The sequence below is a fragment of the Blastococcus colisei genome (assembly GCF_006717095.1).
In the GTDB taxonomy this organism is placed as follows: domain Bacteria; phylum Actinomycetota; class Actinomycetes; order Mycobacteriales; family Geodermatophilaceae; genus Blastococcus_B; species Blastococcus_B colisei.
The window spans coordinates 2800200-2814569 of record NZ_VFQE01000001.1; the positions used below are offsets into that span (position 1 = coordinate 2800200).

Sequence of the window (14370 nt, forward strand, 5' to 3'; positions counted from 1 at the left end):
CGGGGAACCGTGCTTTTCCGCTCCGAATGACCCGTCCGGCCGCCGCGGGACGGAAACCGTGCCCGCATCGGCGACACGCGGGGGCGGGACAGGCCGCGTCCACGCCATCCGTCGCCTCGTGACTCATCGGAGAGCGACCAGGTGGCGCCCCGAGGGACGCGGGCGGACGGCCACGATCGCGACGTCGTCCTCACCTGCCTGCGGCACCATGCTGCCCAGGATCGCGTCGCACAGTTGCTCGGGGTCCCGGGCGGCGTGCTGCCGGATCGTGTTCATCAGCAGGTCCAGCCCCTCGTCGAGAATCTGACTCCGGCGCTCGATCAGCCCGTCGGTGTAGAGCAGGAGGGTCGACCCGACCGGGAGCAGGGTCTCCTCGGTGACCCGGCGCGTGGTCGGATCGACCCCCAGGAGCAGGGCCGCCCGGCCCCCGGACGGCTCGAGCAGCCGCACGCGGCCGTCCGGGTCCACCAGTACCGGTGGTGGGTGCCCGGCGTTCGACCACCGGAGCCGGAGTCCGGCCGTGCCGTCGCCCCCCTCCTGCGGTGAGATCTGGGCGACGACGGCGGTGGCGATCGTGTTCAGCTCCAGACCGTCGATCGCCTCGTCGACCGAGGTGAGCACCTGGCTGGGCTCCTCCTCGGTCACGAAGCCGATGCTCCGCACGAGACCGCGCAACTGCCCCATCGCGGCGGCTGCGCGGGTGTCGTGTCCCGCCACGTCGCCGATCACGACCATCAGGTCCCCGCTCCGGCGCCGGAAGGCGTCGTACCAGTCCCCGCCCACCTGGGCCTCCTGCGCAGCAGCGAGATAGCGCACGGAGATGTCGGTGGAGGGAAGGGTCGGTGGTGCGGTGAGCAGGCTCTGCTGGAGCTCGCTCGCCAGGTTGCGCTGGCCGACGTACAGCCGGGCGTTGTCCACGGCGATCCCGGCGCGGCGGCCGATCTCCACCGCGAGCTCGAGATCGGCTGCGCTGAAGGCATCCTCGCCCGACGATCGCGAGAGGAGCAGGGATCCCAGCACGCCGGTCCGGCCCGGGATCGGCACGGCGAGGACGCCGGCCATGCCGAGCTGCCCGACCACGGCCCGCAGATCGGCGTCGGGCACGTGCAGGCGCAGCCCGTCGTCGTCGATCCGTGGCAGCAGGACGCTCTCCCCACGAGACGCCCGCCGGGCCGGCTCCAGAGCCGCACCGTTTCGTCCCACGAGCCGTTCCATCATCCGCGTCGCGATGGCGAGCGCCGGGTCCGAATGGCGCACGACGACGCCGGACACCTGCTCGTGCTCGTGCCGGACCTCGATGCCGACCCAGTCCCCGAGCGCGGGGACGACAGCGTCGGCCAACCGGGACAGGGACCGGGTGACGTCCAGCGACTCCATCAGCGACACCGAGACCCGCCCCAGGAGCTGGACCTGGCCCGCGAGACGGTCGCGTTCGCGCTCCGCCTCACGATGGGCCGTCACGTCGGCTGCGAGGAGCAGGACGACGGGCCGGCCGCGGTCCGTCTGGCTGCCCACCGCGCTGAGCTCCACGTCCAACCGACCGGCGACGCGCACCTGCAGCGGAGGCGCGGGCCGCGCCGGGGGCGCGCCCGGATCGGACGCGGGCGCGGCGGCGGCGACGAGCGCCGCCGCGCCGGGGACGACGGAGTCGACGCGTTGTCCACCGGCCGCCGACCGCAGGTCCAGCAGGGCCTCGGCCCGCCGGTTCCAGCCGAGCAGATCGCCTTCCGGACTGGCGACCAGCACACCGATCGGGGCGTGTTCGAGCAGCGCTCCGACAGCCGTCAGGCCCGACAGGGGTGCCGCTCCGGCGGCAGTGCGCCGTACGACGGCGTCGAGGACCGCGGCGTGCCGCCGTCTGTCGATGCTGCTCTCCCGCAACTGTTGCAGCCGCTCGGGGACGTCGCCCTCGTCGGTCCCGGCGACGAGCAGGTCGATCGGGACGCCGGGGGCGAAGGAGGCCTCGCGGCGTACGGGATCCGGATCGGCGGAGAGCACGGCGACGGCGGCAGCCGGAGCGAGCCGGTGTGCGTGCTGCACGGCCGCCACGGGCGACGGCGCGAGGGAACCGATCACGACCAGGTCCACCGGTCCGGCCCGGTTCCTCACCTGCGCCTCCAGCTCGGGCGCGGGCACGATCAGCAAGTCGGTGAGACCGGCGAGCAGCACGGCGGCCTCGGCGGCGGAGGGGTCGACGACCAGACAGCGCCCGGGCGTGGCCGCCCCGGTCACTCGCCCAGCAGGGGCAGGCCCAGAGCGGCCCGCCCCGTCCAGGTCCGCAGGATGTCGGTCGTCGGGCTCATCACGTCCGCCGCGCGAGCGTCTCGCAGGTGGCGCTCCAGCGGCGAGCGGTCGCGGTAGCCGATGCCGCCGACCAGCGTCATCGCCTCGTTGGTGACCTCCACGGCGCAGCGCGCGACCTCCGCCTTGGCCGAGGTGAGGCCGGGGAGCCCGGAGGGGCCGCCGCCATCGGCCTCCTCGGCGGCCCAGTAGACCAGCCGACGGGTGCGTTCCACCTGCGCCCACAGTTCGCCCAGGCGGTGCTGCAGCACCGGCTCGGACGCCAGCCGGCGGCCCGTGTGGGCGTGGGCCCGCCGCGACAGATGTGCCGTGGCCTCGTCGAGCGAGGCCTGCGCGACCCCGAGATAGGTGCCGGCCATGGCCATCAGGAAGTACGGGGCCACGACCTCGAAGACGTACCAGATCTGGTCGCCCTCCGCGCCGAGCAGGTGACCGGGACCGAGACGGACGTCCTCCAGGCGCATGCCGCGCGAGGAGTTCCCGCGCATGCCGATGCCGGACCACTCCGCGCCCCAGGTCAGTCCGGCGGCCTCCTTGGGGACGAGCACGCAGGAGAACTGGCCGGCCGGCGCCTCGGGGTCGGCAGCCACGGTGCTCAGGACGTAGGAGTCGGCCTGCGAGCCGTTCGTCACGAACGACTTCTCCCCGTCGATCCGCAGGCCGGCGTCGGTCCTCGTCAGGCGGGTCTGCGGCAGCCAGAACTGCGCGCCGGTGCCCGGCTCGGAGAGCGCCAGCGTGCTCAGGTGCTCCCCCGCCACGATCGCGTCGAGGAACTCGGTGCGCTGCCGTTCGGTCGGCCGGGCGGCGATGACCGCGGTCGCGACGCAGTGCATCCCGTAGCACAGGGCGGTCGATGCGCAGGTGCGCCCGAGCACCTCGCACACGGCCGCCACACCACGTAGCCCCAGTCCCGCCCCGCCCAGCGGACGAGGCGCGCTGAGGCCGGCCAGCCCCGCGACCTGCAGCGCCCGGACGGCCTCGGCGGGCCAGACACCGGAGTCCGTGCGTGCCGTCAGCGGCCCGGCGACCCCGGTAGCCACGTCACCGGCGCGGGCGGCGGCGTCCGCCACGCTCACCGGGGGTGCCGTCATGGTTGACGAGCATAGGTGTCGTGATCACCTACGGCCGACGTCAGGACGACGGCCGCGATGCCGAGGACCCGGGGATGTGCGTCCGGGCGCCTCCGACGGTCAGCCCGCGAGCTCCGCCGTCCAGCGGTCCGCTGCGACGCGCAACGCGGCCGGGTCGGGCCCGGCCGCCAGCACGTCCCGGGACACCGTGGGGACGACGGCGCGGTCGGACCCGAACAGCCGGCGCAGGTCGGCCACCGAGCCGCCCTGGGCGCCCAGGCCCGGGGCGAGGATCGGCCCGGAGAGGCCGTCGAGGTCCAGGTCCATCTCCCGCAGCGTGGCACCGACGACGACGCCGAACGATCCCGTGGCGGGACCCAATCGGCCGGCGACGTCGCGGACGGCAGGCAACGGGTCGCCGATCACCCAGCCGGGGGTGTTCCAGCCGCGCACGGTGTCGACGACGACCTGCGCCACCGACCGCCCTCCTACGAGGGCGTGCTGCAGCGTCCCGGCGTCGGGGTTCGACGTGCGGGCGAGCACGAAGAGCCCGCCGCCCTGCTGCCGGGCGGTGTCCACGGCCGGCTGGAGCGAGCCCGGACCGAGGTAGGGGCTGACCGTCATCGCATCCACCGACAGCGGGTGCTCGGGCCGCAGGTAGTCGCCGTAGGCGTCCATCGTCGAGCCGATGTCACCCCGCTTGGCATCCAGCAGGACCAGTGCACCGGCCGCCCGCGCACGGGCGACGGCGTCCTCCAGCACAGCCAGCCCCCGGGAACCGTGCCGCTCGTAGAACGCCAGTTGCGGCTTGAGCACGGCCACCGATCCGGCCAGGGCGTCGACGACGGCGTCGGTGAACCGGGCCAGCCCGTCCGGGTCGTCGGTCAGCCCCCACGCCGCGAGCAGCGGTGGATGGGGGTCGATCCCGACGCACAGCGGTCCCCGGGCGGCGACGGCGTCGGCGAGCCGCCGGCCGAACGGCGCGCTCATCGGTGTGCGTACCCGACGGCCTCGCGCAGCGAGGCGAAGCCCCGCTGCGCGAGAGCGGCAGCCAGCTCGTCGTGCACGCGCGCGACCGCCGACGGGTCGTTGAAGACCGCCGTCCCCACGGAGACCGCCGAGGCGCCGGCCAGCACGAACTGCAGGGCGTCCAGCCCGCTGCGGATGCCGCCCATGCCGAGGATGGGCGCCTCCGGCAGGGCCTGGTGCACCTGCCAGACGCAGCGCAGCGCGACCGGCCGGATGGCCGGGCCGGAGAGCCCGCCCGTGACGCCGCCGAGCACCGGGCGCATCGTGTCCGGGTCGATCACCAGGCCGAGCAGCGTGTTGATCATCGACAGGCCGTCGGCGCCGGCGTCGGTGACCGCGCGGGCCACGCTCACGATGTCGGTGACGTCCGGGCTGAGCTTCGCGTAGACCGGCTGCGCCGGGTCGGCGACGGCACGGACGGCGGATACGACGTCGGAGGCCGCGACCGGGTCGCAGGCGAACACCTCGCCGCGGCTCTCCACGTTCGGGCAGCTGATGTTGACCTCGAGCCCCAGCACGCCCGGGACGCCGCGCAGCCGTTGCGCCAGCTCGGCGAAGTCCTCCACCCGGGTGCCGGCGATGGAGACGAACGCCCGGGCCCCCCGCTCGGCCAGCCAGGGCAGGTCGTCGGAGAGCAGCCCGTCGATGCCCGGGCCCTGGAGGCCGATCGAGTTGAGCATCCCGCTGGGCGTCTCGGCCATGCGCGGCGTGGGCCGGCCCGAGCGCGGGCGCAGCTGCACCGACTTCGTGACGACGGCGCCGATGGCGGTGAGGTCGACGAACGGCTCCAGCTCCGCGCCGTTGGCCGAGCACCCCGACGCGGTGAGCACCGGGCTCGGGACCTCGACGGACCCGAGCGCCGTCCGCAGGTCGACCTCGAAGCGGCGTTTATGGCCATGAACGCCGGTCTCGGTGGCGGTCACGGGGCCACCACCCCCATCGCGTCGGCGCCCACGACGTCCCAGGGCAGGGCGCCGACGTCGGCGAACCGCACCCGGTCGCCCCCGAAGACGGGGCCCTCGGTGCACGAACGGGAGAACCGGGTGCGCCCGTCCTCCCCCACGATCGGCAGTACGCAGGTCATGCAGACGCCGATCCCGCAGGCCATCGACTCCTCGACGGCCACGTAGGACGGCAGCCCGGCGGCCGTGGCCGCGTCGGCGACCGCCCGCAGCATCCCCATGGGGCCGCACGCGTAGACCACGCCGACCTGCCCGATCACCGTCGCCACGGCGTCGGTGACCCACCCCTGCCGGCCGGCGCTGCCGTCGTCGGTCGTCACGACGACCTCGGCCAGGGCGCCCAGCTCGTCCACCGAGCAGAGCCGGTCGGCCGTGGCCGCGCCCACGACGGCGAGAACGGGCGACCCGGCGTCCCGAAGGGCGGCGGTCAGCCCCAGCAGCGCGGCCGACCCGTATCCCCCACCGACGACCAGCGCCGGGGTACCGCGCGGCGGCATCGGATATCGCCGCCCCAGCGGGCCGACCACGTCCACGGTGTCGCCCACCTGCCGCTCGGTGAGCCAGGTCGATCCGGGTCCGGCCGCGGACACGACGACGGAGACCTCGCCGTCGCCGGCGGTCGCGATCGCGATCGACCGGCGCAGCAGCAGCCCGGAGGTCTCGCCCCCGACCGCGAAGGCCACGAACTGCCCTGGTTCGGCACGCTCGGCGATCTCCGGGGCGGCGAGGGTCAGCTCCACGTAGGCGCCGACCGGCCGCCGGCCCGCCACCTCGACCACCCGCTGCACCGGCGGGTGCGCCGCCCGCGGCGCCGGCCGGGTCAGCAGCGCGGCAGTTATGGCCATAACTGCCGGATCACCGGTCATCGGGCGGCGCCGTTCAGGGCGGCGTGCACCTCTTGCACGCTGCGGACTCCGATGCCACCGGCGCGCAGGGCCTCGATCCCCTGCACCGCCGCGGCCATGCCCTGGACCGTGGTGATGCACGGGATCCCCGCGGCGACCGCGGCGGTGCGGATCTCGTAGCCGTCCAGCCGTGGGCCGCTGTTGCCCGGCGAACCGAACGGCGTGTTGACGACGATGTCCACGTCGCCGGCCAGGATCCGCTCCACGACGTTGCCCGGGCCTTCGCTGTACTTGCCGACCACCTCCGCGGCGACGCCGTTGCGCCGGAGCACCTGCGCGGTACCGGCGGTGGCGAGCACCCGGAACCCGAGATCGGCCAGCCGCTTGATCGGGAAGACCGCCGAGCGCTTGTCCCGGTTGGCCAGGGAGACGAACACCGTGCCCTCGGTCGGCAGGGAGCCGTAGGCAGCGGCCTGCGACTTGGCGAAGGCGGTGCCGAACTCGGCGTCGAGGCCCATCACCTCGCCGGTGGACTTCATCTCCGGCGACAGCACGGTGTCCACACCGTGGCCCTCGACCGTGCGGAACCGGTGGAAGGGCAGCACCGCCTCCTTCACCGCGATCGGCGCGTTCTCGGGCAGGTCGGTGCCGTCGCCGGTCGCCGGCAGCACCCCGGCCGCGCGCAGCCCGGCGATGGTCTCCCCCACCGCGATCCGGGCCGCGGCCTTGGCCAGCTGCACGGCCGTCGCCTTGGACACGAACGGGACGGTGCGGCTGGCCCGCGGGTTGGCCTCGATCACGTAGAGGATGTCGTCCTTGATCGCGTACTGGACGTTCACCAGGCCTCGGACGCCGATCCGGGCGGCCAGCTTCTCGGTGGCGGCCCGGATCTTCAGCAGGTCCGCCGAGCCCAGGGTGATCGGCGGCAGCGCGCACGCGGAGTCACCGGAGTGGATGCCGGCCTCCTCGATGTGCTCCATGACCCCGCCCAGGTAGAGGTCGGTGCCGTCGTAGAGCGCGTCGACGTCGATCTCGACGGCGTCCTCCAGGAAACGGTCCACCAGTACCGGGTGCGCCGCGCTGACGTCGGTCGCCTTGGCGATGTAGGCCTCGAGCGTGCCCTCGTCGTAGACGATCTCCATCCCGCGACCGCCGAGCACGTAGGACGGCCGGACCAGCACCGGGTAGCCGATCTCCGCGGCGATCGCCCGCGCCTCGGCGAACGTCGTCGCGGTGCCGTGCTTGGGCGCCAGCAGCCCCGTGTCGGCCAGCACTCGGGAGAACGCCCCGCGGTGCTCGGCGTCGTCGATCGCCTCCGGCGAGGTGCCCAGCACCGGCACCCCGGCGTCCTTGAGCCGCTGCGCCAGGCCGAGCGGGGTCTGCCCGCCGAGGGTGCAGATCACCCCGGCCACCGGGCCGGCCGCGCGCTCGGCCTCGACCACCTCGAGGACGTCCTCGAAGGTGAGCGGCTCGAAGTACAGCCGGTCGGCGGTGTCGTAGTCGGTGGAGACGGTCTCGGGGTTGCAGTTGACCATCACCGCCTCGTAGCCGGCGTCCTGCAGGGCCAGGACGGCGTGCACGCAGGAGTAGTCGAACTCGATGCCCTGCCCGATCCGGTTGGGGCCGGAGCCGAGGATCAGCACGGCGGGCTTCTCGCGCGGCTGCACCTCGTTCTCCTCGTCGTAGGAGGAGTAGTGGTACGGCGTGCGGGCGGCGAACTCGGCGGCACACGTGTCGACGGTCTTGTAGACCGGCCGGACGCCCAGCCGCCAGCGCAGCGTCCGGACGCCGTCCTCGCCGGCCAGCTCGGGCCGCAGGGCGGCGATCTGGCGGTCGGAGAGGCCGAACCGCTTCGCCCGGCGCAGCAGCTCCGGGGTCAGGGACGGCGCTTCGCGGACGGCGACCCCGATCTCGTGCACCAGCGCGATCTGGTCGACGAACCATGGATCGAAAGCACTGGCAGCCGCGACGTCTTCGACGGTCGCCCCGGCGCCCAGCGCGGCCTCGGCGAGGTAGAGCCGGCCGTCGACCGGGACCCGCAGCGCGTCCAGGAGCTCCTGGGCCGACCGGTGGTCCGGCTCCCCCGTCCAGAAGCCGGCGACCTTCGTCTCGGTCGACCGCATCGCCTTGCCCAGCGCCTCGGCGAAGTTGCGGCCCATCGACATGATCTCGCCGACGCTCTTCATGGTCGTGGTCAGTCGCGGGTCGGCGCCGGGGAACTTCTCGAAGGCGAACCGCGGGATCTTGACCACGACGTAGTCCAGCGACGGCTCGAAGCTCGCCGGGGTGACGCCGGTGATGTCGTTGGTGATCTCGTCGAGGGTGTAGCCGATGGCGAGCTTCGCGGCGATCTTCGCGATCGGGAAGCCGGTGGCCTTCGACGCCAGGGCCGAGGACCGGGACACCCGCGGGTTCATCTCGATGACGACCAGCCGGCCGGTCTCGGGGTGGACGGCGAACTGGATGTTGCAGCCGCCGGTGTCGACGCCGACCTCGCGCAGCACCGCGATGCCGACGTCGCGCATCTGCTGGTACTCGCGGTCGGTGAGGGTCATCGCCGGGGCGACGGTCACCGAGTCGCCGGTGTGCACGCCCATCGCGTCGATGTTCTCGATGGAGCAGATCACGACCACGTTGTCGCTGCGGTCGCGCATGAGCTCGAGCTCGTACTCCTTCCAGCCCAGCACCGACTCCTCGATGAGGACGGTGTGCACCGGTGAGTCGGCCAGCCCGTGACCGGCCATCCGGCGCAGCATCGCCTCGTCGGTGGCGATGCCGGAGCCGAGGCCGCCCATGGTGAAGCTGGGCCGGATGACGACGGGGTAGCCGACCTCCTCGGCGGTGGCCAGGGCCTCCTCGACGCTCGCGCAGACAGTGGACCGCGGGGCGTCGGCGCCGATGGAGCGGACGATGTCCTTGAACAGCTGCCGGTCCTCGCCGCGGTTGATCGCGTCGACGTCGGCGCCGATGAGCTGCACCCCGTACTTCTCGAGGACGCCGTTCTCGTACAGCCCGATCGCGATGTTGAGCGCGGTCTGCCCGCCGAGGGTGGCCAGCAGCGCGTCGGGGCGCTCCTTGGCGATGACCTTCTCGACGAACTCCGGGGTCAGCGGCTCGATGTAGGTGGCGTCGGCGATGCCGGGGTCGGTCATGATCGTCGCCGGGTTGCTGTTGACCAGGCTGACCCGCAGCCCCTCGGCCTTGAGGACGCGACAGGCCTGGGTGCCGGAGTAGTCGAACTCGGCGGCCTGGCCGATCAGGATCGGGCCGGAGCCGATCACCAGCACGTGCGTCAGATCGGTGCGCTTGGGCATCTCAGGCCTTCTCCCCCGTGCTGTGCTCGACCTGCGGCGCCGGCCCGCCGGCGTGCGCGTCCCCGTTCCGCGCGGTCTCCATCAGATCGACGAACCGCTGGAACAGCGGCGCCGCATCGTGCGGCCCGGCGGCCGACTCCGGGTGGAACTGCACGCTGAACGCGGGCACCTCCAGACAGCGCAGGCCCTCGACGACGTCGTCGTTGAGGCCGACGTGGCTGACCTCGACCGGCCCGTAGGGCGTGTCGGTGGGCCGGTCGAGCGGGGCGTCGACGGCGAAGCCGTGGTTGTGGCTGGTCACCCGCACCGTGCCGCTCACCCGGTCGAGCACCGGCTGGTTCAGGCCGCGGTGACCGAAGCGCAGCTTGTACGTGCCCAGGCCGAGCGCGCGGCCGAGGATCTGGTTGCCGAAGCAGATGCCGAACAGCGGACGCTTCGCGTCCAGCACCCCGCGGACCGCCTCGACGGCGTAGTCGGCCGCGGCAGGGTCGCCGGGGCCGTTGGAGAGGAACACCCCGTCGGGGCCGGCGGCCAGGAGTTCGTCGGCGGTGGCCGTCGAGGGCAGCACGCGCGTCTCGACGCCGAGCTCGGCCAGGTGCCGCGGGGTCGCGGTCTTGATGCCGAGGTCGAGGGCGGCGATCGTGTACCGCGTCTCCCCCACCGCCGGGACGACGTAGGCCTCACCCGTGCTCACCTGCGGGGCGAGGTCCGCGCCGGTCATGCTCTCGGCGGCCGTGACCTGCGCCAGCAGCTCGTCGACGTCGGTGATCACGCTGCTGATGCCGACGCGCATCGCGCCACGGTCGCGGAGATGGCGGGTCAGCGCCCGGGTGTCGATGCCGCTGATGCCGACCACGCCCTGGGCGACCAGTTCGTCATCCAGGCTGCCGGTGGCGCGCCAGTTCGCCGGACGGCGGGCGGGGTCGCGGACGACGAACCCGGCCACCCACATCTTCCGGCTCTCGTCGTCCTCGCCGTTCACGCCGGTGTTGCCGATGTGCGGGGCGGTCATGACGACGACCTGGCGGTGGTAGCTGGGATCGGTCAACGTCTCCTGGTAGCCGGTCATGCCGGTGGAGAAGACCGCCTCGCCGACCGTCGTCCCGACCGCGCCGTAGGCCTCGCCGCGGAACGTCCTGCCGTCCTCGAGCACGAGCAGTGCCTCTCTCACCGTGTCGCCTTTCCGTCCAGAACGGTCGGCGTCCCCCGCAGGAACGTCGCGACCACCCGGCCCGGGAGCTCCCGGCCGGCATAGGGGCTGTTGCGGCTGCGGCTGGCCAGGGTGGCCGGGTCGACGGGAGCCCGGACCGCTGGATCCAGCAGCAGCAGATTGGCCGGCTCGCCGGGGGCCAGCGGGCGGCCGTGGTTCTCCAGGCGGCCGATCGCCGCCGGGCGGGCAGACATGCGGTCGGCGACGCCCTGCCAGTCGAGCAGCCCGGTCTCGACCATCGTCTCGACGACGACCGACAGCGCCTGCTCCAGGCCGAGCATCCCGGGCCGGGCCTGCGCCCACTCGCTCTCCTTGTCCTCCACCGCGTGCGGGGCGTGATCGGTCGCGACGGCGTCGATCGTGCCGTCCGCGAGTCCGGCCCGGAGCGCCTGCACATCGGCGTCGGTGCGCAACGGCGGGTTGACCTTGAAGACCGGGTCGTAGCTCTCCGCGCAGGCGTCGGTGAGCAGCAGGTGGTGCGGGGTGACCTCGGCGGTCACCTGCACGCCGCGGCCCTTGGCCCAGCGCAGGATCTCCACCGACCCGGCCGTCGACACGTGGCAGACGTGCAGCCGGGCGCCGACGTGACCGGCCAGCAGCACGTCGCGGGCGATGATCGCCTCCTCGGCGGCCGCCGGCCACCCCGTGAGGCCCAGGCGGGCCGAGCGGTCGCCCTCGTGCATCTGGGCGCCGGCGGTCAGCCGCGGCTCCTCGGCGTGCTGGGCGACGACACCGTCGAAGGCCTTCACGTACTCCAGGGCCCGGCGCATGAGCGCCGGGTCGGCGACGCAGGAGCCGTCGTCGGAGAAGACCCGGACCCGGGCGGCCGAGTCAGCCATCGCGCCGAGCTCGGCCAGCCGCTCGCCCTTCAGGCCGACAGTCACCGCCCCGACCGGGACGACGTCGACGAGCGCGGCCTCCTGCCCGAGGCGCCACACCTGCTCCACCACGCCCGCGGTGTCGGCGACCGGGTCGGTGTTGGCCATGGCGTGCACCGCGGTGAACCCGCCCAGCGCGGCAGCCCGGCTGCCGGTCTCGACGGTCTCGGCGTCCTCGCGGCCCGGCTCGCGCAGGTGGGTGTGCAGGTCGACCAGGCCCGGGAGGGCGATCAGCCCCACGGCCTCGACCACCTCCGCGCCGGGCGCGGACAGGTTCTCGCCGATCGCGGCGATGCGCCCGTCCTCGATGAGGATGTCGGCGGCGTCGCCGCCGTAGGGACGGGCGCCCTTGATCAGGTAGGTCATGCGGGTTCGTTCCCCCCGAGCAGCAGGTACAGGACGGCCATGCGTACGGAGACCCCGTTGCCGACCTGCTCGACGATCGTGGAGCGGACGGAGTCGGCCACCTCGGCGGCGATCTCCATCCCGCGGTTCATCGGGCCGGGATGCATCACGATCGCGTCGTCGGACAGCGCGGCCATCCGCCGGCCGTCGAGGCCGTAGCGGCGGCTGTACTCGCGGGCGCTCGGGAAGTACGAGGCGTTCATCCGCTCGGCCTGGACCCGCAGCATCATCACCACGTCGGCCTTCGGCAGGACGGCGTCCAGGTCGTAGCTGACCTCGACCGGCCAGCTGCCGATGCCGACCGGGAGCAGCGTCGGCGGGGCGACGACGGTGACCTCGGCCCCGAGCGTGCGCAGCAACCAGACGTTCGAGCGGGCCACCCGGCTGTGCAGCACGTCGCCGACCAGGGCCACCCGCACGCCCTCGAGCCGGCCGAGCCGCTGCCGGATCGTGTACGCGTCCAGCAGCGCCTGGGTGGGGTGCTCGTGGGTGCCGTCACCGGCGTTCACGACGCTGCCGCGGACCCAGTGGGCCAGCCGGTGCGGCGCGCCGGAGGCGCCGTGCCGGACCACGATCGCGTCGCTACCCATTGCCTCGAGGGTGAGCGCGGTGTCCTTGAGGCTCTCGCCCTTGGAGACGCTGCTGCCCTTCGCGGAGAAGTTGATGACGTCGGCCGAGAGCCGCTTGGCGGCCAGCTCGAAGGAGATCCGGGTGCGGGTGGAGTCCTCGTAGAACAGGTTGACCACGGTGCGCCCGCGCAGGGTGGGGAGCTTCTTGACCTCGCGGCCGGCCAGCGCCTGGTCGATCTGGGCGGCGGTGTCGAGCACCATCGTCGCGTCGGCGCGGTCGAGGTCCGCGGATTCGAGCAGGTGGCGCTTCACCGGTTGCCCCCCTCGGTCACGAGCACCTCGTCGACGCCGTCGACCTCCGCGAGGTGCACCTTCACCTGCTGACTGCGCGAGGTCGGCACGTTCTTGCCGACGAAGTCCGCCCGGATCGGCAGCTCCCGGTGGCCGCGGTCGACCAGGACCGCCAGCTGCACCGCCCGCGGGCGGCCGAGGTCGCGCAACGCGTCCAGCGCCGCCCGCACCGACCGGCCCGAGAAGAGGACGTCGTCGACGAGGACGACCAGCCGGTCGTCGATGCCCGCAGCGGGCAGCACGGTGGGCTCCAGGGCGCGGACGCCGCGCAGCCGGAGATCGTCCCGGTACAGCGTGATGTCGGCGGTCCCGACGTCGACCGGCGTCCCGGTGAAGGCCTCGACCCGGGCGGCGAGCCGGCGGGCCAGCGGGGCGCCGCGGGTCGGGATGCCCACCAGGACGAGGTCGGAGAGGCCGGCTGTGCCGTCTCCCCGCCCACCCCCGGGTTCGATCGCCGCCGCCCGCTCGATGAGCTGGTGGGCCATGCGGTCGACGACGCGGGCGACGTCGGCGGCGGAGAGGAGGGTGCCGGGGGCGGTACCGGGAGACGGGCTCCGGGCAGGCTCGGGCGAGCGGGCCAAAGAAGGCCTCCTTCCCCGCCTCACTGGACGGGTCGTTAAAGGAGTGGGTCGGACCGCGGACGACGGTACTGCACGGAACGGACGCCGCCTCCAGCGCCTGTGCCATGGTCGCCGCCGCCCGTTCCATGCCAGGTCAGGGCCGCAATGGCTCACACTGCGTGCCCCGGCGCTCACTTACTCGTGTGGAGCGTCCGGGTGTTGCACGGCCTCGCCGACCAGTACGCTCAGTGACCAACAGGACCTTTCCGAGACGACGGACAGTGAGCAGACAGCGATGAGCACCGACTACTCACGGGCCCTCGGCGCCCGCCTCCGCGCCATCCGCAACCAGCAGGGCCTGTCCCTGCAGGGAGTGGAGGACAAGTCGCACGGCCGCTGGAAGGCAGTCGTCGTCGGCTCCTACGAGCGCGGCGACCGCGCCGTCACCGTCCAGCGCCTGTCCGAGCTCGCCGTCTTCTACGGCGTGCCCGTCTCCGAGCTGCTGCCCGACCCGCGTCCCAGCTCGGCCGTCACCTCCAGCACCAAGATCGTGCTGAACCTGGAGTCGCTGGGCTCGCTGCCCGCCGACGAGGCCGGCCCGCTCGCCCGCTACGCCTCGACCATCCAGGCGCAGCGGCACGACTACAACGGCAAGGTGCTGTCGATCCGCGCGGAGGACCTCAAGTCGCTGGCGATCATCTACGACATGAGCCCCGACGAGCTGACCACCCGGCTCATCGAGTGGGGCGTCCTCTCCCCCGGCATGGAGAGCGTCGTCGGCTTCGGCGGTCCCGATGACGACGACGAGGAGCTCGACCCGAACTGGGAGCGCCGCCGCTCCCCCCGCTGAGACTCGCCGGCGAGGGGCTGCTGCCG

At 73.4% G+C, this 14370-nt stretch carries 11 protein-coding genes; 1 reads left to right on the forward strand and 10 read right to left on the reverse strand.

Translation table 11 applies throughout. The features are described 5' to 3' along the window. Positions 1-123: 123 nt before the first annotated feature. From FHU33_RS13340 to pyrR, 10 genes are all read right to left on the reverse strand, one after another. Positions 124-2232 (reverse strand): GAF domain-containing SpoIIE family protein phosphatase, encoded by a 2109-nt coding sequence (locus FHU33_RS13340; RefSeq protein ID WP_142025777.1) that lies wholly within the window; start codon positions 2230-2232, stop codon positions 124-126. Further along, positions 2229-3392 (reverse strand): acyl-CoA dehydrogenase family protein, encoded by a 1164-nt coding sequence (locus tag FHU33_RS13345; RefSeq protein WP_142025778.1) that lies wholly within the window; start codon positions 3390-3392, stop codon positions 2229-2231. The genes FHU33_RS13340 and FHU33_RS13345 overlap by 4 nt, the downstream gene beginning before the upstream one ends. A gap of 99 nt (positions 3393-3491) precedes the next feature. After that, a complete protein-coding gene (gene pyrF, locus FHU33_RS13350; RefSeq protein WP_142025779.1) occupies positions 3492-4361 on the reverse strand; it encodes an orotidine-5'-phosphate decarboxylase in 870 nt (289 codons plus the stop codon). Beyond that, positions 4358-5323 carry a dihydroorotate dehydrogenase gene (locus tag FHU33_RS13355; RefSeq protein ID WP_211355123.1) on the reverse strand — a complete coding sequence of 322 codons (966 nt, stop codon included), beginning with the start codon at positions 5321-5323 and terminating at the stop codon, positions 4358-4360. The genes pyrF and FHU33_RS13355 overlap by 4 nt, the downstream gene beginning before the upstream one ends. Continuing rightward, a complete protein-coding gene (locus FHU33_RS13360; RefSeq protein WP_246063594.1) occupies positions 5320-6228 on the reverse strand; it encodes an iron-sulfur cluster-binding protein in 909 nt (302 codons plus the stop codon). Before FHU33_RS13360 ends, FHU33_RS13355 begins: the two co-directional genes overlap by 4 nt. Further along, positions 6225-9521, reverse strand: coding sequence for a carbamoyl-phosphate synthase large subunit (carB, locus tag FHU33_RS13365; RefSeq protein ID WP_142025780.1), 3297 nt, complete (start codon positions 9519-9521; stop codon positions 6225-6227). The genes FHU33_RS13360 and carB overlap by 4 nt, the downstream gene beginning before the upstream one ends. Position 9522: 1 nt before the next feature. After that, complete coding sequence (gene carA, locus FHU33_RS13370) at positions 9523-10692, reverse strand: glutamine-hydrolyzing carbamoyl-phosphate synthase small subunit (RefSeq protein WP_142025781.1); 1170 nt, start codon at positions 10690-10692, stop codon at positions 9523-9525. Beyond that, entirely contained in the window at positions 10689-11975 is a 1287-nt protein-coding gene (locus FHU33_RS13375; RefSeq protein WP_142025782.1) for a dihydroorotase, read from the reverse strand. The genes carA and FHU33_RS13375 overlap by 4 nt, the downstream gene beginning before the upstream one ends. Beyond that, complete coding sequence (locus FHU33_RS13380) at positions 11972-12895, reverse strand: aspartate carbamoyltransferase catalytic subunit (RefSeq protein WP_142025783.1); 924 nt, start codon at positions 12893-12895, stop codon at positions 11972-11974. Before FHU33_RS13380 ends, FHU33_RS13375 begins: the two co-directional genes overlap by 4 nt. Then, positions 12892-13515 (reverse strand): bifunctional pyr operon transcriptional regulator/uracil phosphoribosyltransferase PyrR, encoded by a 624-nt coding sequence (gene pyrR, locus FHU33_RS13385; protein WP_142025784.1) that lies wholly within the window; start codon positions 13513-13515, stop codon positions 12892-12894. The genes FHU33_RS13380 and pyrR overlap by 4 nt, the downstream gene beginning before the upstream one ends. A 274-nt stretch (positions 13516-13789) precedes the next feature. Here pyrR and bldD point away from each other — a divergent pair, with 274 nt between their 5' ends. Next, positions 13790-14344: a transcriptional regulator BldD gene (gene bldD, locus FHU33_RS13390; RefSeq protein ID WP_081788280.1), complete on the forward strand. Its 555-nt coding sequence runs from the start codon at positions 13790-13792 to the stop codon at positions 14342-14344. Positions 14345-14370 lie beyond the last annotated feature (26 nt).

Excerpts from the sequence above, each read along its gene's own strand:
- bldD (WP_081788280.1), top strand. The coding sequence starts at position 13,790 with ATGAGCACCGACTACTCACGGGCCCTCGGCGCCCGCCTCCGCGCCATC.
- FHU33_RS13375 (WP_142025782.1), bottom strand. The coding sequence starts at position 11,975 with ATGACCTACCTGATCAAGGGCGCCCGTCCCTACGGCGGCGACGCCGCC.
- FHU33_RS13345 (WP_142025778.1), bottom strand. The coding sequence starts at position 3,392 with ATGACGGCACCCCCGGTGAGCGTGGCGGACGCCGCCGCCCGCGCCGGT.
- carB (WP_142025780.1), bottom strand. The coding sequence starts at position 9,521 with ATGCCCAAGCGCACCGATCTGACGCACGTGCTGGTGATCGGCTCCGGC.
- FHU33_RS13360 (WP_246063594.1), bottom strand. The coding sequence starts at position 6,228 with ATGACCGGTGATCCGGCAGTTATGGCCATAACTGCCGCGCTGCTGACC.
- pyrF (WP_142025779.1), bottom strand. The coding sequence starts at position 4,361 with ATGAGCGCGCCGTTCGGCCGGCGGCTCGCCGACGCCGTCGCCGCCCGG.